21 protein-coding genes and 1 pseudogene are annotated in these 25490 nt (G+C 37.8%); 4 read left to right on the top strand and 18 right to left on the bottom strand.

From position 1 onward, the window contains the following. Positions 1-227 precede the first annotated feature (227 nt). Together queA and HMPREF2984_RS08755 are read left to right on the top strand one after the other, a co-directional pair. Positions 228-1256 (top strand): tRNA preQ1(34) S-adenosylmethionine ribosyltransferase-isomerase QueA, encoded by a 1029-nt coding sequence (gene queA / locus HMPREF2984_RS08760; RefSeq protein WP_070671139.1) that lies wholly within the window; start codon positions 228-230, stop codon positions 1254-1256. Positions 1257-1266: 10 nt separating this feature from the next. Beyond that, entirely contained in the window at positions 1267-1740 is a 474-nt protein-coding gene (locus HMPREF2984_RS08755; RefSeq protein ID WP_003037450.1) for an arginine repressor, read from the top strand. Between the two features lie 142 nt (positions 1741-1882). Here HMPREF2984_RS08755 and HMPREF2984_RS08750 read toward each other — a convergent pair whose 3' ends face one another. The 10 genes and pseudogenes from HMPREF2984_RS08750 to HMPREF2984_RS08705 all read right to left on the bottom strand — a co-directional run bounded on the left by HMPREF2984_RS08750 (position 1883) and on the right by HMPREF2984_RS08705 (position 11851). Further along, the gene (locus HMPREF2984_RS08750; RefSeq protein WP_049533616.1) at positions 1883-3217 is read right to left on the bottom strand and encodes a dipeptidase; all 1335 of its coding nucleotides are present in this window, start codon (positions 3215-3217) and stop codon (positions 1883-1885) included. 24 nt (positions 3218-3241) lie between these two features. Next, positions 3242-4744: a YfcC family protein gene (locus tag HMPREF2984_RS08745; RefSeq protein ID WP_021001459.1), complete on the bottom strand. Its 1503-nt coding sequence runs from the start codon at positions 4742-4744 to the stop codon at positions 3242-3244. 237 nt (positions 4745-4981) lie between these two features. Beyond that, positions 4982-5929 carry a carbamate kinase gene (gene arcC, locus HMPREF2984_RS08740; RefSeq protein ID WP_070671138.1) on the bottom strand — a complete coding sequence of 316 codons (948 nt, stop codon included), beginning with the start codon at positions 5927-5929 and terminating at the stop codon, positions 4982-4984. Between the two features lie 153 nt (positions 5930-6082). Further along, positions 6083-7099 carry an ornithine carbamoyltransferase gene (argF, locus tag HMPREF2984_RS08735; RefSeq protein ID WP_003025410.1) on the bottom strand — a complete coding sequence of 339 codons (1017 nt, stop codon included), beginning with the start codon at positions 7097-7099 and terminating at the stop codon, positions 6083-6085. Between the two features lie 23 nt (positions 7100-7122). After that, positions 7123-8352, bottom strand: a complete 1230-nt coding sequence (gene arcA / locus HMPREF2984_RS08730; RefSeq protein ID WP_059220525.1) for an arginine deiminase — start codon at positions 8350-8352, stop codon at positions 7123-7125. Positions 8353-8660: 308 nt separating this feature from the next. Further along, positions 8661-9347, bottom strand: coding sequence for a Crp/Fnr family transcriptional regulator (locus HMPREF2984_RS08725; protein WP_003040250.1), 687 nt, complete (start codon positions 9345-9347; stop codon positions 8661-8663). A 136-nt stretch (positions 9348-9483) separates the two neighbouring features. Beyond that, a complete protein-coding gene (locus tag HMPREF2984_RS08720; RefSeq protein WP_083312554.1) occupies positions 9484-10539 on the bottom strand; it encodes a serine hydrolase in 1056 nt (351 codons plus the stop codon). Between the two features lie 214 nt (positions 10540-10753). Next, positions 10754-11082: pseudogene (locus HMPREF2984_RS08715) on the bottom strand (hypothetical protein). A gap of 51 nt (positions 11083-11133) precedes the next feature. Beyond that, a complete protein-coding gene (locus HMPREF2984_RS08710) occupies positions 11134-11385 on the bottom strand; it encodes a hypothetical protein (protein WP_022525199.1) in 252 nt (83 codons plus the stop codon). A gap of 181 nt (positions 11386-11566) precedes the next feature. Then, positions 11567-11851, bottom strand: a complete 285-nt coding sequence (locus HMPREF2984_RS08705; protein ID WP_070671136.1) for a bacteriocin immunity protein — start codon at positions 11849-11851, stop codon at positions 11567-11569. Positions 11852-12095: 244 nt separating this feature from the next. Between HMPREF2984_RS08705 and HMPREF2984_RS08700 the strand changes: the two genes are divergently transcribed. Continuing rightward, positions 12096-14249, top strand: coding sequence for a peptide cleavage/export ABC transporter (locus HMPREF2984_RS08700; RefSeq protein ID WP_142350458.1), 2154 nt, complete (start codon positions 12096-12098; stop codon positions 14247-14249). Positions 14250-14259: 10 nt separating this feature from the next. Beyond that, on the top strand, positions 14260-15621 hold the full coding sequence (locus HMPREF2984_RS08695) for a bacteriocin secretion accessory protein (protein ID WP_070671132.1): 1362 nt from the start codon (positions 14260-14262) through the stop codon (positions 15619-15621). Between the two features lie 273 nt (positions 15622-15894). On the opposite strand, the gene HMPREF2984_RS08690 is transcribed toward HMPREF2984_RS08695, so the two are convergent. The 8 genes from HMPREF2984_RS08690 to acnA all read right to left on the bottom strand — a co-directional run bounded on the left by HMPREF2984_RS08690 (position 15895) and on the right by acnA (position 25341). Continuing rightward, positions 15895-16500 (bottom strand): superoxide dismutase, encoded by a 606-nt coding sequence (locus tag HMPREF2984_RS08690; protein WP_022525198.1) that lies wholly within the window; start codon positions 16498-16500, stop codon positions 15895-15897. Between the two features lie 70 nt (positions 16501-16570). Then, positions 16571-17608, bottom strand: coding sequence for a DNA polymerase III subunit delta (gene holA, locus HMPREF2984_RS08685; RefSeq protein ID WP_070671130.1), 1038 nt, complete (start codon positions 17606-17608; stop codon positions 16571-16573). Positions 17609-17689: 81 nt separating this feature from the next. Then, complete coding sequence (cvfB, locus tag HMPREF2984_RS08680; protein WP_003028203.1) at positions 17690-18544, bottom strand: RNA-binding virulence regulatory protein CvfB; 855 nt, start codon at positions 18542-18544, stop codon at positions 17690-17692. A gap of 351 nt (positions 18545-18895) precedes the next feature. Beyond that, on the bottom strand, positions 18896-19453 hold the full coding sequence (frr, locus tag HMPREF2984_RS08675) for a ribosome recycling factor (protein ID WP_003028205.1): 558 nt from the start codon (positions 19451-19453) through the stop codon (positions 18896-18898). A 3-nt stretch (positions 19454-19456) separates the two neighbouring features. After that, positions 19457-20197, bottom strand: coding sequence for a UMP kinase (pyrH, locus tag HMPREF2984_RS08670; protein ID WP_003025453.1), 741 nt, complete (start codon positions 20195-20197; stop codon positions 19457-19459). Positions 20198-20367: 170 nt separating this feature from the next. Continuing rightward, positions 20368-21555 (bottom strand): NADP-dependent isocitrate dehydrogenase, encoded by a 1188-nt coding sequence (gene icd, locus HMPREF2984_RS08665; protein ID WP_059220514.1) that lies wholly within the window; start codon positions 21553-21555, stop codon positions 20368-20370. A 1-nt stretch (position 21556) separates the two neighbouring features. Beyond that, positions 21557-22675 carry a citrate synthase gene (locus HMPREF2984_RS08660; RefSeq protein ID WP_049533621.1) on the bottom strand — a complete coding sequence of 373 codons (1119 nt, stop codon included), beginning with the start codon at positions 22673-22675 and terminating at the stop codon, positions 21557-21559. After that, complete coding sequence (gene acnA, locus HMPREF2984_RS08655) at positions 22672-25341, bottom strand: aconitate hydratase AcnA (protein WP_070671128.1); 2670 nt, start codon at positions 25339-25341, stop codon at positions 22672-22674. Before acnA ends, HMPREF2984_RS08660 begins: the two co-directional genes overlap by 4 nt. Positions 25342-25490 lie beyond the last annotated feature (149 nt).

The following is a 25490-nucleotide window of genomic DNA, read 5'->3' as shown; positions in this document are numbered from 1 at the left end:
GAATACGAGCTTGTTTGCAAGAAAAATCGTGTTATAATAGAAGAATGTTAGTCTATTTATTCTGTTTATTTTTGTTAGGAGTTGCTTTTGTCATAACTGCACTCCTTCTCAAAACCAAGCGAATGTGGCATTATACCTTACTGATTTTAGGTATTTTACTCATGTGCCTGCCACTTGTTGCTTCTTGTTATTCATTATGGATTTTATTTACAGCTTAAGGAGAATGTATGAATACTGCTGACTTTGACTTTCATTTACCAGAAGAGTTAATCGCACAAACACCTTTAAAAAAGCGAGATGCTTCTCGCCTTTTAGTAGTCAATCACGAAACTGGTCAAATGGAAGATACTCACTTTGATGCCATTATCGACCAATTAAATCCCGGAGACGCTTTGGTTATGAATGATACGCGCGTCTTGCCAGCACGCCTTCATGGTGAAAAACCTGAAACAGGCGGACATGTTGAATTACTACTGTTGAAAAACATCGCAGGGGATGATTGGGAAGTGCTAGCGAAGCCAGCCAAGCGCTTAAAAGTCGGAGCAGCTATATCTTTTGGCGACGGACGCTTAACAGCAACTGTTTTAGAAGAATTAGAACACGGCGGACGAATTGTACGTTTCCATTACCAAGGCATTTTCTTGGAAGTGCTTGAAAGTCTGGGCGAAATGCCATTACCGCCTTATATTCATGAAAAGCTAAAAGACCGTGAGCGCTATCAGACTGTTTATGCTAAAGAAAATGGCTCAGCTGCTGCTCCTACTGCCGGGCTTCATTTTACCAAAGAGCTGCTGGCTCAGATTGAAGCCAAAGGTGTGAAATTAGTCTATCTGACGCTTCATGTTGGGCTAGGAACCTTTCGTCCTGTCTCTGTAGATAATGTAGACGAACACGAGATGCACTCAGAATTCTATACATTGTCTGAAGAGGCAGCTAACACGCTTCGACAAGTCAAAGCTAGCGGAAAACGTGTCATAGCTGTTGGAACAACTTCTATCCGTACGCTGGAGACAATTGGCTCAAAATTTAATGGGGAAATCAAAGCTGACTCCGGCTGGACCAATATCTTTATCAAACCTGGCTACGATTGGAAAATAGTAGATGCCTTTTCTACCAATTTCCATCTTCCCAAGTCAACTCTCGTCATGCTCGTTTCAGCCTTTGCAGGTCGAGAATTAGTACTCTCTGCTTATCAGCATGCCATTGATGAAAAATATCGCTTTTTCAGTTTTGGCGATGCCATGTTTATAAAATAATAGGTGAAATATGAATAAAATTGAAAGTCGTCATCGACTCATTCGCTCGCTTGTCCTAGAGAAAAAAATTCACACACAACAAGAATTACAAGATTTGCTTTCAGCAAATGGCGTTACAGTGACGCAATCCACACTTTCTCGAGACATTAAAGCTTTGAACTTAGTAAAAGTACACGAAGCAGATATTTCTTATTATATTATCAATAGCATGGCACCTTCACGCTGGGAAAAACGGCTGCGTCTCTATATGGAAGATGCCTTGATTATGTTGCGTCCTGTTCAACATCAAGTTGTCATGAAAACTCTTCCTGGATTGGCACAATCATTCGGCTCTATCTTAGATGCTCTAGAATTTTCCGAAATTGTCGCAACGGTCTGCGGTGATGATGTCTGCTTGATTATCTGCGAGGACAATCAAAAAGCACAAGACTGTTTTAACAAATTAAAACAATTTGCACCCCCGTTCTTCTTTAGTAAAGATTAAAAAGCTATGGCTGGATTTTTATCCAGTCGTAGCTTTATTTTAGTTAGTAATACCGTATTGTCTTAATAATTAACTACTAGCCAGGTGAAAAATGAATTCTTGTACAATTTACAAGTTCATTCTCACTTCTACTTTCTTCTAACTATTCTACAGCTAAGCGATAAATCGTTTTAGCATAGATATCCATTGCTTTATACAAATCCTCAATCACAGTTCGTTCATTAGCTTGATGTTCTGTTTGCAAAGCACCAGGGAAAAGTGCACCAAAGGCCACGCAATTTGGCATGGTGCGAGCAAATGTAGCACCACCAGAGGATACAGCAGGACTGTCATCATTGGTTTTTTCTTTATAGACAGCCATTAACGTGCTGACCAATTCACTATCAAGCGGCACATATAATGGTGCAAGATAGTCAAACTCTTCATAACGCAATTGATATTTTTCAGCAATTTGGCTTAATTCTTGTACTAATTTATTTTTGTCTGCAAGAACTGGAATCCGCATGTCAATCCGAATTTCAGACTTGTCTGGATTTATGGTTAATCCAGAGATATTGAAGGACAAGGTTCCTGAAGGCTCATCTGAAATTTCACCAAACAAGCGGCTGCCTGTGGCATCTTCCCCAACTACTTCAGCGATAAATTGAATGGCAGAGTGTTGAACAAGCGGATTTAGTCCTGTAGTCAAACGTACAATGGCGTTCACTCCTTCAGCCGCATCTTTTGAATGCTTAGGAACACCGATGACAGTGACTGTATCGCCTGACCGTTCATATTCAAATGTAGCTTTTTTTAACTCTGCTTCTAACGAATCTGCTAAATTTCCCGTATAGCTTGCTTTTGCAGGTACAACATTAAAGGCTTCTCCTGCCTCGATAGCAAGCGCTTGTGAACCAGGACCATGCAATTTAATTTGCAGCAATCCTTTTTCGGCATAGGTTAATGGAAAAGATGAGTCAGGCGCAAAACCAAGTGTTGCTGTTTCTTCTAGCTCATTGTAACGAGCCATACAGCGCCACAGCGTTTCTTCGTCTGTACCATAGATAAAACGAATCCGTTTGTTAAATGTCACACCCGCATCCATCAGTGCTTTAACAGCATAAAGTGCAGCTAGGGACGGACCTTTATCGTCCTGAACCCCACGCCCATGTATCCAACCATCTTTTATCGTCGCTTCAAATGGAGGAGTTTCCCAATCAGACAAATCTCCCGCAGGAACAACGTCTAAATGGCAGAGAACGGCCAGGAGTTCTTCTCCCTGACCGATTTCTGCATATCCATAATAGCCTTGAGGATCAATGTAAGTTTTAAAACCTAAACTCCTAGTGATCTCTAGCATTTTTTCTAAGACGTTTTGAATAGATTGTCCGAAAGGTGTTCCGTTTTCTCCTTCATTAAGAACTGATGGGTAGGAAACGATTGTTTTCAGCGATTCTAAATAATCAGACTTAATTTCTTCAGTTAAAAATTGTTTCATAAAGAACACCTCGTTATTTTCCTATTATAAGAACGTTCCTAAAATAAGAAGTAGAATACTTACTACAAAGATTCCTGCAACCAATTTTGCAACGAATTTCCACCAAGTACCCAAATCAATACGTCCAAGAGCAAGTGCCCCCATAACGATACCAGATGTTGGAGTAACAAGGTTCAAAAGACCAGAAGCAGATTGGTAAGCGGTGATAATCAAACTTGCTGGAACGTTGACGAATTTTCCAAGAGGTGCCATGATACCCATTGTTGCACTGGCAAGACCAGATGTTGATGGGATAAGGAATGACATTGGCAGATAGAAAATGTAAGTCAATACGATAAATACTTGAGATGATAGACCTTTCAGTCCTACTTCACCCCAGTGAAGGATTGTAGCTGTAATCATACCGTCGTTCATGATAACTTGAATACCACGAGCAACAGCTACGATAAGCGCAACACTTAGAAGATCAGCCGCACCATTGATAAAGACAGTGATAAAGCGGCTTTCTTTCATGCGGTAAACAAAACCAATGATGATACCCATTACCATAAAGAGCATTGCCCCTTCTGGGAAGTACCAAGTACCCAAAGCAGATGTTGAACTACCAACAATCTTACCAATGAACGGAAGTCCAACCAACCATTTATTGAAACTTTCAAAAATAGTTACCTTCAAGTCTGTCCATGGAATGAAACTCATAATCATGAGAACAAAGGTCAAGACAAAGAGTACCAACACTTGTTTTTGTTTCTTGCTAAGAGTGGATTCTACATTAGCAACTGCATCTACATTAAAGTGCTTCAAATCTTCTTCACGATGACTGTAAACCAAAGATTTTGTAGGATCTTTTTGAATCTTATCTGCATAACGATATACGAAATAAGTACCTAAAGCTGTCATCACAACAAAGAAGATTAACCGAAGAACGATACCGTCACCAGTACCTACACCTGCTGTCGCAGAAGCTATACCTGTAGCAAATGGATTCAGAGTAGAAGCCAAACATCCAATTTGAGAACCAAGAAGGATAATAGCTACCGCGGTCAAACTATCAAATCCTACTGCCATCATAACTGGCACAAGAAGTGGATAGAAAGCCATGGTTTCTTCACCCATACCATAAGTGGATCCGCCAAGAGCAAACAGAGGCATCAAGACTAAAATCAACATCTTTTCGCGGCCTTTGTACTTCTTCACGATAGAAGCAATCCCTACATCAAGGGCACCTGTTTCATTGACAACACCAAGGAAACCACCAACCATCAGAATAAAGAAGGCAACATCAATTGCTGCTGAAGTTGGTTCTTTCCCAAGCATAGCACGAATTGGAGCCATTAAGACATCCCAAATCCCTTGCGGATTTTGAGCAACAGTCTTATAGGTTCCTGTAATTAGATTACCAGACTTATCAGCATCATATTGACCAGCTGGAATAATCCAGGTCAATACTGCCATAATGGCAATGATAATCATCAAAACGGTATAAGATGACGGCATCTTAAACCCTTTTTTTGCTTTTTCACTCATTTGTTTTCCTCCTAAATGTAACAAATTGTAAAAATTTAACCGAATCCCATTTTCAGAAAGCGCTTCCTTTGACTATATTTTAACATATTCATCTGGAAAAAACTAGTAATTTCCAAAAAAATTATCATTTTACAACAGTAAAATAGATCAAAAGAAAGCAAATCTAAAAATAGGAAACACTAACATTGTTTTAAAAAGTTTTATTACAGTCTTAAACTTATAAATGATAACACTCTGTTATCCCTTTTCAATAATCGTTCCGCTTTCAGACTCAATTAAAGCACCTAAGTTTTCAAGAGAAGTAATGACAGCTTCGCCTTCTGGTCGATCATTTACAAAGGCAATAGCTGCTTGCACTTTAGGCAACATACTTCCTGGTGCAAACTGTTCTTGCTTGATGTATTCTTCAAGCTGAGCTACATTAACACGCTCTAACTTGGTTTGGTCTGGTTTATTATAGTTGACATAGACATAATCCACACCTGTCAAGACAATGAAAAGATCTGCTTCGACCAATTCAGCCAGACATTGTGAAGCAAAGTCTTTGTCAATTACTGCTTCTACGCCGGCAAGATGACCGTTGTCTTCCTTGATAACAGGAATGCCGCCACCACCAGCAGCCACAACGACATGTCCTGCATTGATGAGTGTACGAATGGTTTCAATTTCTTTGATTCCAACTGGTTTTGGTGAAGCAACCACTTTTCTCCAGCCACGTCCAGCATCTTCTTTGAAAGTAGCTCCACTCTTTTCAGCTTCTGCTTTTGCTTCTTCTTCTGTGTAGAATGGTCCGATTGGTTTGCTCAAATTTGTGAAAGCTGGGTCGTTTTTGTCAACCACGACTTGTGTCACAACAGAAGCCACTTCTTTTTCAATACCTTCTTCACGTAAAGCATTTTGAAGAGCATTTTGCAACCAGTAGCCGATACTTCCTTCTGTCATTGCAACGAGCGAATCAAGCGGAAACGCTGGGTTTTTTTCAGAATCTGCCGCTAAATGTTGCAATAAAAGATTTCCAACTTGCGGTCCATTTCCATGAGTGATAATCAAGTCGTCACCATTTTTAATCAATTTTACAAGATGACTTGCTGTTTCTGCTAATGCTTCTTGTTGTGCTTTTGCTGACGGATCAGATGAAAGGATGGCATTCCCTCCCAAAGCCACAACGATTTTCCGATTTGCCATAAATAATGAGCCTCCTTAGAGTTATTCTTGTATTATGTTTCTATTTTAGTATTTAGTAATAACAATAGAAACGAGCACTATTAAAAATGAGGACTGGACTAAAGCTATTAGTCGCAGCCCTCATAGCTGTTGGTAAACGGTTTTGGTTTTAAATTATACTTTTGGAATATAAAGATTACCAAGGGTTGCTGCCATAACTGCTTTAATAGTATGCATACGGTTTTCAGCTTGGTCAAATTGGCGAGCGTATTTGCTGCGGAATACTTCGTCAGTTACTTCCATTTCTTCAACGCCGAATTTTTCAGCAACATCTTTACCATAGACAGTATTTGTATCATGGAAAGCTGGTAAGCAGTGCAAGAAGATCAAATCTTCATTGTCAGCTTTCTTAACCAAGTCCATATTTACTTGGTAAGGTTTCAAAAGGGCTACACGTTCTGCAAATTTGTCTTCTTCACCCATAGATACCCAAACGTCTGTGTAAAGGACATCTGCACCTTTAACAGCTTCATCTGCATTGTCAGTAATTAAGACATGTGCGCCACTTTCTTTCGCATATCCTTCTGCCAATTTCACGATATCTTCAGCTGGGAAGAGTTCTTTTGGAGAGAAGATGTGCACATTCACACCGAGGATAGCACCTGTTACAAGAAGGCTGTTTGCAACGTTATTGCGTCCGTCACCACAGTAGACAAGAGTCAAGCCTTCCAAACGACCAAAGTTTTCTTGAACTGTCAAATAGTCAGCTAACATTTGAGTTGGATGCCATTCGTCTGTCAAACCATTCCATACAGGGACACCTGAGAATTCTGCTAATTCTTCTACCATGCGTTGGCTGAATCCGCGGAATTCAATTCCATCAAACATACGTCCCAATACTTTAGCAGTATCTTCAGTAGATTCTTTCTTGCCCAGTTGGATATCGTTAGCTCCTAAGTATTCTGGATGAGCACCAAGGTCAATCGCTGCTGTTGTGAAAGCTGCACGAGTACGAGTTGAAGTTTTTTCAAACAAGAGAGCAATATTTTTACCTGCTAAGTAATGATGTTCAATATTGCGCTTTTTCAAATCTTTCAAATGAGCTGCTAAACCAATAAGGTATTCTAATTCTGCACGTGTAAAATCTTTTTCTGCCAAGAAGCTGCGTCCTTGGAACACTGAGTTTGTCATTCTAATTATTCCTCTTTCTAATCTTAAAGTTCTTCACGTTCAAATGGCATTGACATACAACGAGGTCCACCACGACCGCGAACCAATTCACTTCCGCGAATCTTAATCAAACGAAGTCCATATTCTTCAAGAATCTTGTTGGTAACAACGTTACGGTCATATACCACTACCACACCTGGAGCGATTGTAAGAGTGTTTGAACCGTCGTTCCATTGTTCACGAGCAGCTGCAACAGCATTTCCGCCACCGCAACGAATCAAATGAACTTTGTCAATACCAAGATTCTTAGCTAACAATTCAGCCAAATCGCCTTTTTCTTCTGCAATATGAAGTTTTTCATTTTCATAAGTAACAGAGTAAACGCGAAGATCGCCTTCAATTTCTGGGTGAATCGTGAACTTGTCATAGTCAACCATTGTGAAGACTGTATCTAAGTGCATGAATTTACGATTATTAGCAAATTCAAATGCAATCACTTTCTTAAAGCCAACATTCTTCTTAAAGATATTGACCAAAAGTTTTTCAATAGATGCTGCGTCTGTACGTTGTGAAATACCTACTGCAAGGACATCTTTAGAAAGAACGAGTTCATCTCCACCTTCGATACGAGTTGTTTCTTCACGGTTATAAACCAATTCAACATTGCCACCATATACTGGATGGTATTTGAAAATATATTTACCATAAAGTGTTTCACGATTACGTGTATCTGAGTACATATGGTTCAATGACACAGCATTACCAATTGTAGCAAATGGGTCACGTGTGAAGTACAAGTTTGGCATTGGGTCAATAGCAAATGGATAGTCGGATTCTACCAAGTCTGTCAAGCCTTTAGCTTCTTCAGGAATTTCTGGCAATTCTGCTTTTTGGAAACCTGCCATTGTCTTTTCAACCAATTCAAGGTTGTCTTCTATACCATGAAGAATGTCGCGAATGGCAACTTTGGTTTGTGCCCCACGGATATTTGCTTCATCAAGATATTCTTCAATAAATTCGTTACGAATTTCTGGAGAAGTCAATGATTCAGCGGCCAACTTTTCAAGGTAAAGAACTTCAATACCTTCTTTACGAAGAGCGTCTGCAAAAGCATCATGTTCTTTTTGAGCGTCTTCCAAAAATGGAATATCGTCAAAAAGCAGACGTTCCAAGTGATCCGGCATCAAGTTTTCCAACTCTTTACCAGGACGATGTAGCATAACTTTTTTCAGTTTTCCTATTTCTGAGAAAACATGAATAGGATGTGTAGACATCTTATGTCCTCCTCTTTTTCTTTGTGACTTAAGTTTCCTTAAGTTCTATTTACATGTTATATTGTAATATCTTTTGTTTGCGCTTTCACAATCAATTGTACATTCAAAATGCCAAATCCTTTGCTTTTTTTAAAAGAAATTCTAATATTATTTCAAAATAAAACGCTTTCTATAAATATTTTATGCATTTTATTGGTTTTATGAATAATTATTTTTTAGAAATTAATCAAATTCTTAAGCTCATATTTGTCTAAATGAAAAAGAGGGCAAGAAATTGCGTTTTCTACTACAATTCGCCCTCTTTTGCATTACATATCTTCAAAATATTTTAAAAAGTATTCTTTATTCAAAAAGATAAGTTTCTTACGATGATATTGAATAATGTTTTCTTCTGTTAATTTTTTCAACACTTGATTAACTGTTTCACGAGTAGTTGCACCTAGTTTAGCTAGTTCTTTCATACTAAGTGCAAAAGGAATATCATCTCTATCTTGGCAAAAATCAATACACAAGATAGAAATCGCTTGGATAACTCGCTCTGTCGCACTCGCTAAAACAGAATTTCGCAAGCGTAATTCATGGAAACGCAAAATATTCGATAACTTATGTGTAATGAATAACGTTTGCTTTATAGTTTGCTTAGAATAATATTCATACAAGTCAACAGGAATCGAAAAGTATTCTAAATCTGTCACAGAAATCCCAGAATAATGATAATCTTTATCTTCAAACATACCACCATAAGGAAACATGGTATTTTCTTTCACATAATCAATGTAATTAAATGAATCTGTCTGGTCGTACTGTTCAATCCGAACATAGCCTTTATAAATCAAAAAAAGTCGCTCTCGTTTGTCTCCAGAAAAGAAAATAATTTGTCCTTTTGGTACTTTACGAAATTGAATCTCAACCGCTATTTTATCAAAATATTCAACTGGTAAATTTTCAAAAGCAGGATGTTCCCTAATGTAACGATAATGCTCTTTGTTAATCATGATATCCTTGTGATCCTTTTTTTACATTCTGCTCTTATTATAACACAAAAGGGCTTCAATCTTAAAGAGAGCCCTTACATTTTTCTGAAATTTGTTCTTTTTACAACGTGTCCTTTGCCACATAAATATATGTATCTTAATTCATATTCACTCGATGCCATTCATTGATGACATAGGCCAATTGCCCAACTTGCGTAATACCAACACCGCTGATTTCATCACTCTCTGAAGTCGTTCCTCCCAGTCCTGCTGTATAAAGGGCAATCAAATAAGGCTTTCCCTCACACACAACTGCGTCTACATTTAATGCCTCTGCAACATAACCTGGCTTTTGGTAGATTGGAATGTCTCTTACATATCGTTTATAGTATTCATTTGGAAAAGACTCACCGATATAATACAAAATATCTTTATATTTTTCCTGATGTTTCCAAAGATAATCCAACACCTGAATATAATAATCCGTCGTTGTTTGATTCTGTTGGTTGATTGTCTTAATATCGCCCTTTCCTTTTCCATAGCGCTGATACATCGTATAGGCTTTATCCAAGCCACCTAAGCGTTCCGCTAAAGCATAAGCAGGTGTATTTTCAGAATAGAGAAGAGAGTATTCCTGCATCTCAGGAATGTTCATTGTCCCATTAAATGCCGCTACGTAATTATTGTGTTCACCGATATATTCATAGCGAGTATGTGTAATATCAAACCGCTCGGTCAGTGATAAATTTCCCTTTTCTACCTCATCAACGACCAACATATTTAATGGCAATTTGTAAGTTGAGCCTGCTGTCATCGGCTGCGTCTCATTCATAGCATAGGTTTGCCCACTCGTTAAATCCTTATAAGAAAATGCAACTTGTGAATGTTCAATACCCATTTCATCAAGATAAGCCTGTACAACTTGAACCAAATTTAGATTGGCATAATCATAATACAAACCATAGGCACCCATTACCGGCAAATCAGCTTCCATGACCTTCTGCTTTTCTTCCATACTTTTTATTGGAACACGAGTGGCTGGTTTTGACTCTTTTGACGGACTTTTTTTCTTTTCTTGACTAACTGTGTAACTTTTAGCTACCTTCGTATGATGTGGCTTTCTAGCTTGCCCAAAGTGCACAGCACTTAACACCAACACACCACACATCATAAAGCAACCAAGCAAACAAAGAATTATTGTCTTTTTACTCACGCACTTCTCCTAACTTATATACCTCATTATATAGGAAGAATGAAAAAATGACAAGATATGATAAACAGAATCATCAATTATTTTCAACTTCCTTTATTGTATATATACAGTATAAAGTAACAATTCTAGTTCATTTAAAATAAGCCTGAATGGTAGCTCTGATCCCTTGAATGGTAAAACTATCTCAGCTAGTCTGCTAAAAAGTGATAAAAAATCAATTTATTTTAAAATTTTCTTGAACATGATACTCTTTTTCAAATGTTTTTTGAGAGACGACTCGGTGATTGGTTACATCCAAATAATCATCAATATACCCTAGCACATACATGCCATAACCAGCAAATCCACCGCCTACTGTTCCAAGTGCGCCAATTTTTAAATTTTCTAGCGTAGAAGGATTTAGTCCTGCCATTAAAATCCGAAGATGATCATCCAACCAATATAAATAATTTTAGCAAAAGCTTCTTTCACCCAATCAGGCTGTTCAGTTTCTTTGCCAATTTTCCAAACATCAGCTACTTGATTTTTATATATTGCTTTCATGGTATTCTCCACTTTTTGATTTATTCTTACCTTAATAAAAGTCTTCCATTTTTATAGGATAAATTGAGGTAAAAAATATAAGCAAACAATCATCACTACAACCGACAACATAACAGCCGACAGCAATGTGAGCCTCTCATTAAACTTCAATATTTTTATGCAGATAAATGTATAGACTGAACTCATCACATAAGTCGCAACAATAGCATAAAGCTGCTTTAAATCGTGTGACCAATAGTCTAAAAGCAAGGTTCCTATTAAGCCACCTAAAATCCATAGTTGTAGTTTCTTTAAATAAGTCATATATTCCTACTTTCTAATCATCTCATCTTTTACGTTTCCAGTACATCATTTCACAGACGTAATTAATCATATCACTAAGAGATTGCTATTTATTGTTACAAATCAAACTGTCTATATGAAGCAATGAAAAAGTTATTATTCGTGTTCTAATACATTTTTATATAGGTTTGTATTAGCTAGGTTAAAATATATACCGTATATTTAATAGATTTCTTAACCTCTTCAGTTGATTAGATTGAGCTTCTGGCAAACGAATATTCTTCTCAATCAGCTTTTGAGAAAGAGCAAGATTCATACGACTTAATATAAATGGAGTTGCTATTTCCTGCTTTTTCAACTCTTCACGATAAGATAACAAGACTTTCTTCAAATCGGGATTCGTCAAATTTGAAAGCAGATCGTCAACAATAGTGATTGCTTCATCTCGTCTCTCTTTGCCACCTGAAAACCAGTTTATCTCTACCATCAGATTTTCCTCTTTCAATTTATAAAATTGACTTTTAAAATTGTTCAATTGAAATTATCTTGAACATAATTTAAATATAACCATTTTCTTGGTTTTGTAAACATTAAATTCTTAAACAGTAGCTTTGACATCTTGAATGGTATTTTTTAATCATTTAAGACATCAGAACGACCATTTAAGATTAAAATGCTCTTTTTCTTGCGCTTTTTGAGAAAATAACATTACAAAACGAAAGGAAAACATTATAGTGAATTTAAAAAAATCGTTTGTGCCGCAAATAGATGCTAGAGATTGTGGTATTGCTGCTCTGGCTTCCATTGCTAGATACTATGGTTCAAATTATTCTTTAGCACACTTGAGAGAGCTCGCAAAGACAGACAAAGAAGGGACAACTGCACTTGGAATTGTCAAAGCAGCAAAAGAAATGGGCTTTGAAACCCGACCAATCCAAGCAGATATGACATTGTTTGAAACAGAAGAGCTTCCCTATCCTTTCATCGTACATATCAACAAAAATGGCAATCTTCAGCACTATTATGTCGTTTATAAAAACGAGAAAAAGCACTTGCTTATCGGTGATCCTGATCCAACTGTCAAAATAACTAAGATTAGCAAAAAACAATTTGCAAAAGATTGGACTGGTGTTGCTATCTTTCTCGCACCGAAACCTAGCTATAAACCTCATAAGGATAAGAAGAACGGGCTTGCTAGCTTTTTACCACTCATCTTTAAACAGCGTTCTTTGATTTTTTATATTGTCTTAGCTAGTTTGCTCGTGACCCTCATCAACATTGTGGGCTCCTATTATCTGCAAGGTGTTTTGGACGAATACATCCCAAATCAGATGAAATCAACTCTTGGGATTATTTCAATTGGGCTTATCATTGCCTACATCTTACAGCAAATGATGAGTTTTTCAAGAGACTACCTGCTAACAGTTCTCAGTCAACGATTAACAATTGATGTGATTTTGTCTTATATTCGGCATATTTTTGAATTACCAATGTCCTTTTTTGCGACGAGACGCACTGGGGAGATTATTTCTCGTTTTACAGATGCCAACTCCATTATTGATGCTCTAGCTTCAACTATCCTGTCTCTCTTTCTTGATTTGTCCATTGTGATGATTGTCGGCAGTATTCTTTTACTGCAAAATGCCAATCTCTTTTTACTCACCTTGCTTGCAATTCCTATCTACGCTCTCATTATTTTTGCTTTTATGAAGCCTTTTGAAAAAATGAATAACGATGTTATGCAAAGCAATGCTATGGTAAATTCTGCCATTATCGAAGATATCAACGGAATTGAAACCATTAAATCTTTAACCAGCGAAGAAAGCCGTTACCAAAAGATTGATAGCGAGTTTGTTGATTATCTGGATAAGACTTTCAAATTAAGTAAATATTCTATTATGCAGACAGCACTCAAACAAGGAGCACAATTTATTTTGAATGTGGTCATTCTCTGGGTTGGAGCTTCTTTAGTCATGTCTCAAAAGATTTCAATTGGTCAGCTGATTACTTTCAATGCTCTCCTTTCATACTTTACTAGTCCGCTTGAAAGTATCATCAATCTTCAAACCAAACTGCAATCAGCTAAAGTTGCCAATCATCGACTGAATGAAGTTTATCTGGTAGAATCCGAATTCAAAACCAAGCAAGTCCTTACGGAGAAAAAATTCTTAGCTGGAGACATTACTTTCCATAACGTCTCCTATAAATACGGCTTTGGACGAGATACTTTATCAGATATTAGTTTGACTATCAAGAAGGGAGATAAAATTAGTCTTGTCGGCGTCAGCGGTTCGGGAAAAACAACACTTGCTAAGATGATTGTTCATTTTTATGAGCCTTATCAAGGGCAAATTCGCCTCAATGGAAATGAACTCAAGACGATTGACAGGAAAGTTCTTCGGCAATATATCAACTACCTGCCTCAGCAAGCTTACATCTTTAGCGGTTCCATTCTAGAAAACCTCACATTAGGAGCCAATCAAGCAGTTTCTCAATCAGACATTCTTCGTGCTTGTGAAATTGCAGAAATCCGCTCAGACATTGAACAAATGCCTCTGGGATACCAGACAGAATTGTCTGACGGAGCTGGATTATCTGGTGGACAAAAGCAACGAATTGCACTTGCACGCGCTCTGCTGACGAAATCTCCTATTCTCATTTTAGATGAAGCAACGAGTGGATTAGATGTTTTAACAGAGAAAAAGGTCATTGATAATCTCATGAAATTACCCGACAAAACCATTATTTTTGTTGCTCATCGTCTCAGCATTTCAAAGCGTACAAATCAGATTATTGTCCTCGACCAAGGAAAAGTGATTGAAACTGGTTCTCATACTGAATTGATAGGAAGAAAAGGTTTTTATTATCATCTATTTAATAAATAAGGAGTAAATTATGAATCCCAATCTGTTTAAAAGTGCAGAATTTTATCATCGAAGATACCATAACTTTGCGACCGTTCTCATTCTGCCTTTGGCATTCTTCGTTCTATTTCTTGTCCTCTTTTCCTTTGTCGGGCAAAAAGAAGTGACTGTCAAATCCATTGGCGAAATCACACCAACGAAAGTCATTGCCATGATTCAGTCAACCAGTGACAATACGGTTCTGACCAATCATTTAGCTGAAAATAAGACCGTCACCAAAGGAGAGTTGTTGGTTCAATATGCAAAAAATATGGAAGCTTCCCAACAAACAGCCATTGAAACGCAACTTGCCACTTACCAGCGCCAAAAAGCAGAATTAGAAACATTAAAGAACAGTTTACAGCAGGGAACAAATCTTTTTACAAACAAAGATGAGTTTGGCTATGCCAACACATTTAACAATTTTATCAAACAATCAGAAGATTTAACTATCGGCATTTCAAAAAATAATTCCGAAGTTAGTAAACAAGCTTCTTTAACCAACCATACGATTGCTGCTATTGATGATCAAATGAACGAATTAACAAAACAAATGAATGATTATCATGAACTGTATCATGCCATTTCTAGCAACGCTTCAAATTTGCCCCAAAATAATCCTCATCAAGCAACCTTTAACCTATATAAAAATGAATATCAAGTCAAACCTGATCCGTCAACTACAAATCAATACCTATCTCAGATTAATACGAATATATCCAACCTCAAATCTTCCCTAGCCAATCTAAACATTCAAAAAGCTGGTACTGGAACTGCAACAACCTATGATAATAGCCTTTCGACTAAAATTGAGGTGCTTCGCACACAATTTATCCAAACAGCAGACCAACAGTTAACAAGCCTTACGACCCAAATTACCGATTTGCAAAATCAATTGAACCAAGCAAATGCTCAACTTCAAAATAATCAACTGACTGCTCCCGAAACAGGGATTCTTCATATCAGCAGTGCGCTCAAAGGGAAGTCTTTACTCCCCAAAGGAACGGAAATTGCTCAGATCTATCCAGATATCACGAAAACAAAAGAAGTTCTTATCACCTATTACGTGCCTTCAGCCTATATGACCAATTTAAAAAAGGGACAAACTTCCCGACTTATCTTAGAAAAAATTGGAAATCAGACAATCACTATTATCGGTAAAATTAATAGCATTGACACTTCTGCTACTGAAACAAAACAGGGAAACCTGTTTAAAATCACTGCAAAAGCTTCCGTATCTAAAAAAGATAGCCAGATCTTGAAGTACGGTTTGCAAGGACGAGTAACGAGTGTCATTGCGAAAAAATCATTCTTTCATTACTACAAAGATAAACTGCTCAATAATGTCGAATGACTGTTTAAGGATTTTACTCATCAGAAGATTGTCTTATATGATAAGACATTTTACAAAGAGGAAAAATTATTATTGTCGGAGAAAATATTGATTATGAGCTATTATTTAAAAATCATTATCTCGTTTTTGGCGTGATTGACAGAACAAACGATCATTCTCTGAATTTCCTCAAACAACAAATCTGGTTTTATTTGGAAGAAATTTATAGGTAATTTTACTATAACAGAAAAAACGAACCTTATCAGATTCGTTTTTTCTATCTCATTGCACACCTTATTTTGCTGCTACGTACAATTCATTGACCTTGTTCCAGTTGATGACTGAAAAGAAGGCTTTGATGTAATCTGGACGAACATTGCGGTATTTCACATAGTAGGCATGTTCCCAAACATCAATTCCTAAAATTGGTGTCTTTCCTTCAGAGATTGGTGTGTCTTGATTAGCAGTTGAAGTCACTTCTAATTTGCCGTCTGGATTGACCACTAGCCAAGCCCAACCTGAACCAAAGCGACTTGTCGCAGCTGTTGTAAATGCTGCTTTGAAGTCCTCAAATGAACCAAATGTTGCTTCAAGGTCTGCTGCTAATGCTGCTGACGGCTCTGTCTTTTCTGGTGTCATCAATTCCCAGAAAAGAGCATGGTTGAGATGACCACCACCGTTATTGATAACAGCTTGACGAATATCCGCTGGAATGGTTTCTACATCTGACAAAAGTTGCTCCAAATCCTCACCGATTTCAGGGTGTTTTGCCAGAGCCGCATTTACATTATTGACATAAGTATTGTGGTGTTTGTCATGATGCAAGTGCATCGTTTCTTCATCAATATACGGTTCCAAAGCGTCGTAAGCATAAGGTAAATCAGGTAAAATAATTGCCATTGGTTTGTTCCCCTTTTTCAGTTTATATGAAAATGATAACGTAGACCAACAAAATTTTCAACTTATTTGCTTATAAGTTGTGGGTAGCAATCTTTAATAAAGCCAAGTCAAAGAGGTAACCTTTCTCATAAACTCCAGACTTGATTTGGTAATCTGTTTCAATCAAGCAAGATAGAGACTTTTGTAAAATTTCCAAGGATAACGAGCGCATATCACGTAAGGCATATTTGATTTGAAAAGGATTCACCTTTCGCCCTAAATAATTGGACAAGTCTGCTACAATCTGACTTTCGTTACGTCCATTTTCAAAGAGGATTTTCACTTGCGTAAATATCCGAAACTGGCCCAACATAATCGCAATCAGCTTGATTTCGTCTTCACCTTGCAATGTCAAGTCTCGCACCAGGCTTCTTGCCGCATCTACCTTTTGCTGCAAAATCATCTGAGTCAAGTCAAAAATATTGTCCTGCAAAGTCTTTGGAATCGCTTCAGCAATGTCATCACTTGTAATGATGCCATCTTTTTTATAGTCCTTTAAAAAAGCTAGGTTTTTGCTGATTTCACTAAAATCGAAACCAGACTTAATAAGTAATTCTTCTAAAACTTGCGAACGAAGTTCTAACCCCTGTTCTTGAACTTGCTTACTAAAGTAGGTGCGTAATTCTTGTTCTTTGGGCTCACTTGCTTCAAACACTTTGCCATCCCGTTTGATCAGCTTTACAATTCGTCGTTTGCTGTCCAACTTCCCTTCTGCAAAAATGACCAATTTCGTTGTATCTGCAGGATTCTCCAAATATTGCTCAAAAGATTTTAGCTCAGCATCCGTCAAATAGCGTTTTTTAGCTGTTGTCACATCCAAAAAATGATCCAAAATGACGATCTTCTCTTCAGAAAAGAAGGGCAAACTCACTAGATCAATCTCCACATCTGGATAAACGGCTTCTTTCATATCAAAGTAAGCCATATTTAAATCTGCAGCATCATATTGAATTTGACGTAAAAATTGTGATTTCATCAATTCAAATTGCCCTGTATCATCACCAGTCAAAATTGTCAGATTAGGTAAATTTGTCACATTTACTGTTTTAATCTCTTCAATCGCTAACACAATGACCTCCTTTTATGAGGTTTCTTTTCTAACATACCTTTTATTCTATCAAAAATCTTAAAAATAAGATAGATTAGTATCTCAAACCAACTCCGTCCCAGTCACATCCTGCTTAATCTTACCAGCTTTCATGAGTCCACCAAGAGCTTTCTTAAACTGTCCCTTGGAAATACCGAAAGTAGCCTTGATGTCCTCCGGAGCTGACTTATCATTGAGGGTCATGAAGCCACCATTGGTCTCCAGATAAGTCAGAATCATCTGGGCGTCATTTTCCAGCATCTCAAAAGAGCGAGGTTTGAGCGAAAGGTTTAAAGTCCGATCCACCTCTCTAAAACCAATGACACGCGCATCCAAGACCTGACCTAAACGCGGCTCTGTGTAACGCTCGCTGGGGTGGATAAAGCCCAGCATATTATTTTCAGGCAGATAGACAAAGGTTCCAGATAACTTCAAACGATAAACAATAGCCGGCCAATTTTGATTTTGCATATTATTATAAGCTGGACGAGCTAATTTCTGGAAATCTTCTTGGTAGGCTAAAAGCCCCCAAATGCGATCTTTTTTGTCTACATCCAGACGAATATAGAGGCAGTCGCCTTTTTTAGGCCAAAGTTCTTTTATTTCTGGCAAAATGTCAAGAGACACTACAATTTGCTTATCTGGAAGTCCTGTGTCAACAAAAACACCTAAGTCCTTGCGAACATCAGTCACTGTTCCCCAGCCAAAAGTCGTCTGGGTCGCTGTTACATCAAGAGTCGTCAAGCGAAGTTTCTGCTTCATGTCGCTGTAGGCAAAGCCCTTGACCGATTCGCCCAACTGATGCTTACCCTCTTCTTTAGCTAAAGCATACGTTTGCCCGTCTTTTTGGACAAAGTAAAAACGATCATTTTCATCGGTTACAAGACCTGTTATAAATGTTGCAAGATTTGTATTCATTTTTTATCTTTCTATCGTTTGAAGTAGATATGAAACATGTCTTCCCACTTCAAAAGAAGAAGCTGGAACAAAAGTGTTCAGCTTCCTTTGTTTATATAGTTATCATTCTAAGACGCAGTAGTTTGGAGAAACTATGTTGACTTTAGTCGATTAGAGTTTCCCATACACAATTAATGGCACTTTAGTGCCTAATCAATCACTGCTGAGTGAGCTCTAACTCATTGATCAATCAACTTTTACAGCCCTACTCGACTTTACGGAGATGGGACGACAAAATCAAGTTTCTAGGAAACGACTGATTTCTGTCCCATTCTCTTTGCTTTCTATTTTTTACTACATATAGAGAAAAGCTTACACTTCAATCAATTCTTTTTCCTTGCTGGCAGTCATTTCATCAATATGCTTAACTGCTTCATCTGTCACCTTTTGAATATCTTTTTCAAGTGTTTTCAATTCATCTTCAGTAATTTCTTTTGCTTTTTCTTGCTTTTTAGCTTCATCCATGGCGTCACGGCGGATATTACGAATAGCAATTTTAGCATTTTCGCCGACTTTCTTCACTTCCTTAGCAAGATTACGGCGAGTTTCTTCTGTCAAAGCAGGAATAACCAAACGAATAACTGTACCGTCACTCGCAGGAGTAATACCAAGGTCAGAAGCATTGAGTGCATGCTCAATATCCTTGATAGAAGATTTGTCAAACGGCGTCACCAAAAGGACACGCGCTTCAGGAATCGTGATAGACGCGATTTGATTGAGTGGAGTTTCCACTCCATAATACTCAACTGAAATCCGATCCAAAAGGCTGGCGTTCGCACGACCAGCACGAATGCTGCCAAATTCACGCGCTAAACTTTGGTGTGATTGTGTCATTCTTTCTTTCGCTTTTTCTACAATTGCATTTGCCATAAATTATTCCTCTTCTTTTTCTACATTATTTGAAACGGTTGTTCCGATTTGCTCACCAAAGACAACGCGTTTGATATTACCAGGTTCGTTCATATTAAAGACAACAAGGTCAATGTCATTATCCATTGAAAGAGTTGAAGCTGTTGAATCCATGATACGAAGACCTTTGTTAATCACGTCACGGTGAGTTAATTCATCAAATTTCACCGCAGTCTTATCTTTCTTAGGATCAGCGTTATAAACGCCGTCTACACCATTTTTTGCCATAAGAATTGCATCAGCTTCAATCTCAGCCGCGCGAAGGGCAGCTGTTGTATCTGTTGAGAAGTAGGGAGAACCAACTCCAGCACCGAAAATAACGATACGTCCTTTTTCCAAGTGTCGCAGAGCGCGTCCACGAATATAAGGTTCTGCTACTTGCTGCATAGCAATCGCTGTTTGTACGCGCGTATCCACCCCCACTTGTTGAAGTGAATCCGCCATGACCAAGGCATTCATGACTGTTCCTAACATTCCTGTGTAGTCAGCCTGCACACGATCCATTCCTGCTTCTGCCGCAGGCTCTCCACGCCAGAGATTTCCACCGCCGATAACAAGGGCGATTTCAATACCTAAATCATGTACTTCCTTGATTTCCTCTGCCATTTTTTGAACGGTTGAAATGTTAATTCCGATCCCTTTCTCACCAGCAAGAGCTTCACCTGATAATTTGATTAAAATACGTTTATATTTCGGGGCCACCATTTTTATTCTCCTTATTTTATCTGTACTATTTTACCATATTTTGAGATTTTTATATAGTCAAATTCTGTAAAAAATAAAAATTTCGAGAAAAAAGTAACACTCACAGGATTTAAAAAAACTCCATCCGAAGATAGAGTCCCACGATTTGTTTCATGTGTAAAAATCAGAACCTAAGCTAAAAAATCTAATAAAACCTGAGTGAAATCACTCGTTGAAAGCGCAGGAACACCTTCTATCTGACTAGCAAAATCATCTGTCATCTTTTGAAGTGCTAACGCTTTTTCAATCGCTTTTATAATAACTTGCGCAGCTTCGGACCACCCAATGTAATCAAACATCATGCAGGCAGACAACAAGAGTGAACAAGGATTTGCTTTATTTTGATTTGCGATATCAGGAGCTGTTCCATGCGTTGCTTCAAAAATAGCATGACCTGTTTCATAATTGATATTAGCTCCAGGAGCAATACCAATGCCACCAACTTGAGCAGCCAGAGCATCACTAACATAATCTCCATTCAAATTTGTCAAAGCTACTACTTGAAATTTTTCAGGATTTAATAGAATTTGTTGTAAAAAATTATCTGCAATCACATCTGTCACAATCAATTTCCCAGCTGCTAATTCCTTTGCAAACTCCTTCTCTGCAAGCTCATAGCCCCATTTTCTGAAACCACCTTCTGTAAATTTTTGGATATTCCCTTTATGAACCAGAGTTACGTTTTTTACATTGGCAGATAGAGCATAATGGATCGCTGCACGAATCAACCGTTCACTTCCTTGGCGTGAAATTGGTTTAATGCCAATAGCACTCGTCTTCGGAAAACGAATTTTATCAATTCCCATTTCCTTTTGTAAAAATTGTATCACTTGTTGAGCCTCATCAGACTCACCTTCCCATTCAATTCCTGCATAAATATCTTCGGTATTTTCACGAAAAATTGTCATATTCGTCTTTTTAGGATGTCGTAGTGGGCTAGGAACGCCCGCAAAATACCGTACGGGACGTACACAAGCGTAGAGATCTAGTTCTTGACGCAAGGCAACATTTAAAGAACGAATGCCACCACCAACAGGAGTTGTAAGAGGACCTTTAATCGCAACTAAATGATGCTGGATTGTCGTTAAAGTCTCTTCTGGCAACCATTCTCCTGTCAAACGAAAGGCTTTTTCTCCCGCCAATATCTCTTTCCAAAAAATCTTTCTACTGCTTTTATAAGCTATCTCCACTGCTTTATCCAAGACAAGCTGTGCATTTTCCCAAATGTCATGCCCAATTCCATCACCTTCGATGTAAGGGACAACGGGATTATCAGGAACTAGCAACTGCTTATTCACAAGACGAATTCTTTCTGCCATTTTATCTCCTCCCAATAGGAATATAATGTAAATTTTGAGCGCCAACATAATGAGAGCGAGGTCTAATCAACTTATTATTTTTGCGTTGCTCTTGAATGTGAGCAATCCAGCCAGATACCCGACTCATTGCAAAAATCAATGTATAGATACTACTGTCAATACCTAAAACATGATAAACCGTTGCTGAGTAAAAATCTACATTCGGTATTAAATGCTTGGTGTGCTTCATATAACGTTCGATTTCTTCTGAAATCTGGTACCAAATTTCTTTTTCTGTCCCCTTTGTCAATTCCTCTGCCATTTCTCGCAAATATTTTTCACGAGGATCCTGTGTTTTATAAACACGATGACCAAAGCCCATGATTTTTTCATGTGAGGCTAATTTTCGATCCAAATATGCATTCGTATCGCCCTCTGCTTTAATTTCCTTTAACATGTCAAAGACGAATTCATTGGCTCCTCCATGAAGTGACCCTTTTAAAGCGCCGATTGCCGCCGTCACACAAGAATAAATATCGGTTAAAGTGGAAGCACATACCCGCGCTGCAAAAGTTGAAGCATTTAGCTCGTGATCTGCATGAAGAACCAGAGCACGATTGAAAGCTTGAATTTCTAATTCTGTTGGTTCCTGCCCATTTAACATATATAAAAAGTTCGCTGCAAATTCTAAATCTTTTCTCGGTTCAATCGGAGTTTGTCCCGATCTCAACCTTGTAAATGTTGCAATGATCGTTGGAATCTTAGCCATCAATTGAATACTTTGTTCATAAGTTGCTTCTAGAGATGTCTCTTCGGCATGGATATTATAAACTCCTAAAAGACTAACTGTAGAACGCAATACACTCATTGGATGCAGATGCTTGCGCGATTGGATGAGAATACATTGTTCCACTGCATCACTAATGGCATAATTGGCACGTAAATCGTTCACAAAATGTTTCAATTCAATCTGAGTTGGCAAATGCAAATTCCAAAGTAGGTAAATGACTTCTTCAAAACTTGCATTATTCTCCATCAATTCGGAAATATTATAGCCTGCATAAGAAAGAGTATCATCTATAATCTGACTGATACGAGTCTCACAGGCAATCGTATCTTTTAAACCATTGCTTTGTGTCATTGTTTCACCTCTTGCAATTTCTTTCTAACCACCATTGGTAAAATCCCTCCATTTTCATAATAACGAATATCCGCGTCTGCATCAAAACGAAGACGTGCTTTAAATCGTGTGATTCGATCGCCTTCTTTTGCAATAACCGTTATGATTTGCCCTACCTGTGGCTCTTTCGGCAATTGAATATCAAACGTTTCTTTTCCAGTTAATCCAAGATTTTGAGCATTTTCGCCGTCCAAATATTGAAGAGGAAGAATGCCCATCATGACTAAATTGGAGCGGTGAATTCTTTCAAAACTTTCAGCTAAAACCACTTTAACACCCAAAAGATTTGCTCCTTTAGCTGCCCAATCACGACTAGAACCCATACCATAATCGCGACCTGCCAAAATAATCGTATCCACTTTTTCTTTCTTATAACACATAGCAGCCTCATAAATCGGCATCAGTTCACCCTTATACTTTGTATAACCACCAAGTTTTCCAGCTGCTAGTTCATTTTTTATCCGAATATTGGCAAAGGTGCCTCTCATCATCACTTCATGATTCCCGCGACGACTACCATAAGAATTAAAGTCTTGATAGCTTACACCATGTTCCTCTAAATATGATGCTGCTGGACTATTTCTAGCAATATTTCCTGCTGGAGAAATATGGTCTGTCGTAATTGTATCTCCAAATTTTGCTAAAACAGCTAGATTTTTCAACGGTTGAATGCTTGTATCATCTTCCAAGCCATCAAAGTAAGGAGGATTTTGTATATAAGTAGAAGCTTGATTCCAATGATAGATTTTCGATTTTGTCGTTGGAATTTGATTCCATTTTTCACTATCAGTAAAAACATGCTCATACTCTTTTTTAAACAAACTACTGGTAACGTATTTTTGTACATAATCTGCTACCAAATCATGATTTGGCATAAGATCCATGAAGTAAACAGGTAGTCCATTTCTATCATATCCAAGCGGTTCACTTGTTAAATCAATATTTGTATTCCCAGCTAAAGCATAAGCGACCACCAGTGGCGGACTGGCTAAAAAATTTGCTTTAACCAAAGGATTGATTCGTCCTTCAAAATTCCGATTACCTGATAAGACTGCACTAGCAAGTAAATCCGTATCCGTAATTGCTTTTGCCACTTCTGGTAACAAATTTCCAGAATTGCCAATGCAAGTGGTGCAGCCATATCCAACAACATTAAAACCTAATTTGTCCAGATAGACTTGGAGACCACTCTCCTTCAAATAAGCCGTAACAACCTTACTGCCTGGTGCAAGTGACGTTTTGACTGTTTTTGAAACACGCAATCCTTTTTCCACAGCACGTTTAGCTACTAAGCCTGCCGCCATTAGGACATACGGGTTGGAAGTATTGGTACAACTAGTAATTGCTGCAATAGCGACATGACCCGTTTTAATTTCTTCTTCATAATCGTCAAACAATACCGTCGCTGTTTTCCTCAATTCCTCTCTCGGCAAACCAAAACCTCGAACACCCGCTTCTCGGATAAGACTCGCTTGAAATTCTTGCTTAGCATTTGTCAATTCAATTAAATCCTGTGGCCGTTTGGGACCAGAAATACTTGGAACAATGGTGGATAAATCAATCTCAACAACTTTTGAATAAATTGGCTCCACTTTTTCATCATAAAATAGATGATTCTTTTGAGCATAGAGCTTCGTTAACGCAATATGTTCTTCTTTCCGATTTGTTAGTCGCATATAACGAAGTGTCTCTTCATCAATAGGAAAGTAACCGCAGGTTGCTCCATATTCTGGCGCCATATTTGCAACTGTTGCGCGGTCTGCCAAACTAAGTGTTGCTAGCCCTTCCCCAAAATATTCCACAAATTTTCCAACTACATTTTCTTGTCGTAATCGTTGCGTTACTTTTAAAGCTAAGTCTGTTGCCGTTGCAATCTTGGGCAATTCCCCAACTAAGTGTACACCAATCACTTCTGGAATCGGAAAATAGGAGGCTTCTCCCAACATAGCAGCTTCTGCTTCAATTCCTCCAACTCCCCAACCAAGAACCCCTATTCCATTGATCATTGTTGTATGACTGTCTGTTCCAAACATTGAATCTGGATAAAGCATGCCGTCTTTTTCAATAACAACATCACTAAGGAATTCAATATTAACTTGGTGAATAATCCCAGTTGCAGGTGGAACTGCACGATAATTATCAAAAGATTGCTCAGCCCATTTCAAAAATTCATACCGCTCATTATTACGTGAAAATTCTTTTGTTATATTTTCTTTCAAAGCAGTCTCACAGCCATAACAATCAACTTGCACACTATGGTCAATAACTAAATCCACAGGAATTTCAGGATTGATAAGCTCTGGGTCTCCCCCATTTGTTACAACTGCATTGCGCATACTTGCCAAGTCAACAACAACTGGTACTCCCGTAAAGTCCTGTAAAATAACACGACTTGGTTTAAAGGGCACTTCACCTTTCGGTTTAACAGCTTGATAGTGCATTAGATTTTCTATGTGATGTTTTCTTACAGCATCACCATCTTCTTTTCGCAACAGACTTTCTAATAACATGCGAATAGAATAAGGAAGACTGTCTAAGTTTCCACCCATATCTAATGCCGCTTTTTCGAGATCAATATAGCTATATTCTTGATTTCCTTGATATAATATAGATTTGTATCTTACCATGAGAAACCTCCCGCTAGGAATAATTATTTTATATTATACAATTTTACGAAAATTCATGCAATAGTTTTTATAAAAATATGTAATAAGATATAACACTAAAGAATTTTATTTTAAATATGTATCTCCCTGCAAATTTTATTCCAAATATA

The sequence above is a fragment of the Streptococcus sp. HMSC066E07 genome, from assembly GCF_001814695.1.
In the GTDB taxonomy this organism is placed as follows: domain Bacteria; phylum Bacillota; class Bacilli; order Lactobacillales; family Streptococcaceae; genus Streptococcus; species Streptococcus hominis.
This window is presented reverse-complemented; position numbering and strand designations above follow the sequence as displayed.

What these genes read in the sequence shown, in the direction of transcription:
- queA (WP_070671139.1), top strand. Translation starts at nt 228, where the DNA reads ATGAATACTGCTGACTTTGACTTTCATTTACCAGAAGAGTTAATCGCA.
- HMPREF2984_RS08660 (WP_049533621.1), bottom strand. Translation starts at nt 22,675, where the DNA reads ATGACACAAAGCAATGGTTTAAAAGATACGATTGCCTGTGAGACTCGT.
- HMPREF2984_RS08725 (WP_003040250.1), bottom strand. Translation starts at nt 9,347, where the DNA reads ATGATTAACAAAGAGCATTATCGTTACATTAGGGAACATCCTGCTTTT.
- cvfB (WP_003028203.1), bottom strand. Translation starts at nt 18,544, where the DNA reads ATGAATACAAATCTTGCAACATTTATAACAGGTCTTGTAACCGATGAA.
- HMPREF2984_RS08690 (WP_022525198.1), bottom strand. Translation starts at nt 16,500, where the DNA reads ATGGCAATTATTTTACCTGATTTACCTTATGCTTACGACGCTTTGGAA.
- argF (WP_003025410.1), bottom strand. Translation starts at nt 7,099, where the DNA reads ATGACAAACTCAGTGTTCCAAGGACGCAGCTTCTTGGCAGAAAAAGAT.
- pyrH (WP_003025453.1), bottom strand. Translation starts at nt 20,197, where the DNA reads ATGGTGGCCCCGAAATATAAACGTATTTTAATCAAATTATCAGGTGAA.
- HMPREF2984_RS08755 (WP_003037450.1), top strand. Translation starts at nt 1,267, where the DNA reads ATGAATAAAATTGAAAGTCGTCATCGACTCATTCGCTCGCTTGTCCTA.
- icd (WP_059220514.1), bottom strand. Translation starts at nt 21,555, where the DNA reads ATGGCAGAAAGAATTCGTCTTGTGAATAAGCAGTTGCTAGTTCCTGAT.
- HMPREF2984_RS08745 (WP_021001459.1), bottom strand. Translation starts at nt 4,744, where the DNA reads ATGAGTGAAAAAGCAAAAAAAGGGTTTAAGATGCCGTCATCTTATACC.
- arcA (WP_059220525.1), bottom strand. Translation starts at nt 8,352, where the DNA reads ATGTCTACACATCCTATTCATGTTTTCTCAGAAATAGGAAAACTGAAA.
- acnA (WP_070671128.1), bottom strand. Translation starts at nt 25,341, where the DNA reads ATGGTAAGATACAAATCTATATTATATCAAGGAAATCAAGAATATAGC.
- arcC (WP_070671138.1), bottom strand. Translation starts at nt 5,929, where the DNA reads ATGGCAAATCGGAAAATCGTTGTGGCTTTGGGAGGGAATGCCATCCTT.
- HMPREF2984_RS08695 (WP_070671132.1), top strand. Translation starts at nt 14,260, where the DNA reads ATGAATCCCAATCTGTTTAAAAGTGCAGAATTTTATCATCGAAGATAC.
- HMPREF2984_RS08705 (WP_070671136.1), bottom strand. Translation starts at nt 11,851, where the DNA reads ATGGTAGAGATAAACTGGTTTTCAGGTGGCAAAGAGAGACGAGATGAA.
- frr (WP_003028205.1), bottom strand. Translation starts at nt 19,453, where the DNA reads ATGGCAAATGCAATTGTAGAAAAAGCGAAAGAAAGAATGACACAATCA.
- HMPREF2984_RS08710 (WP_022525199.1), bottom strand. Translation starts at nt 11,385, where the DNA reads ATGACTTATTTAAAGAAACTACAACTATGGATTTTAGGTGGCTTAATA.
- HMPREF2984_RS08750 (WP_049533616.1), bottom strand. Translation starts at nt 3,217, where the DNA reads ATGAAACAATTTTTAACTGAAGAAATTAAGTCTGATTATTTAGAATCG.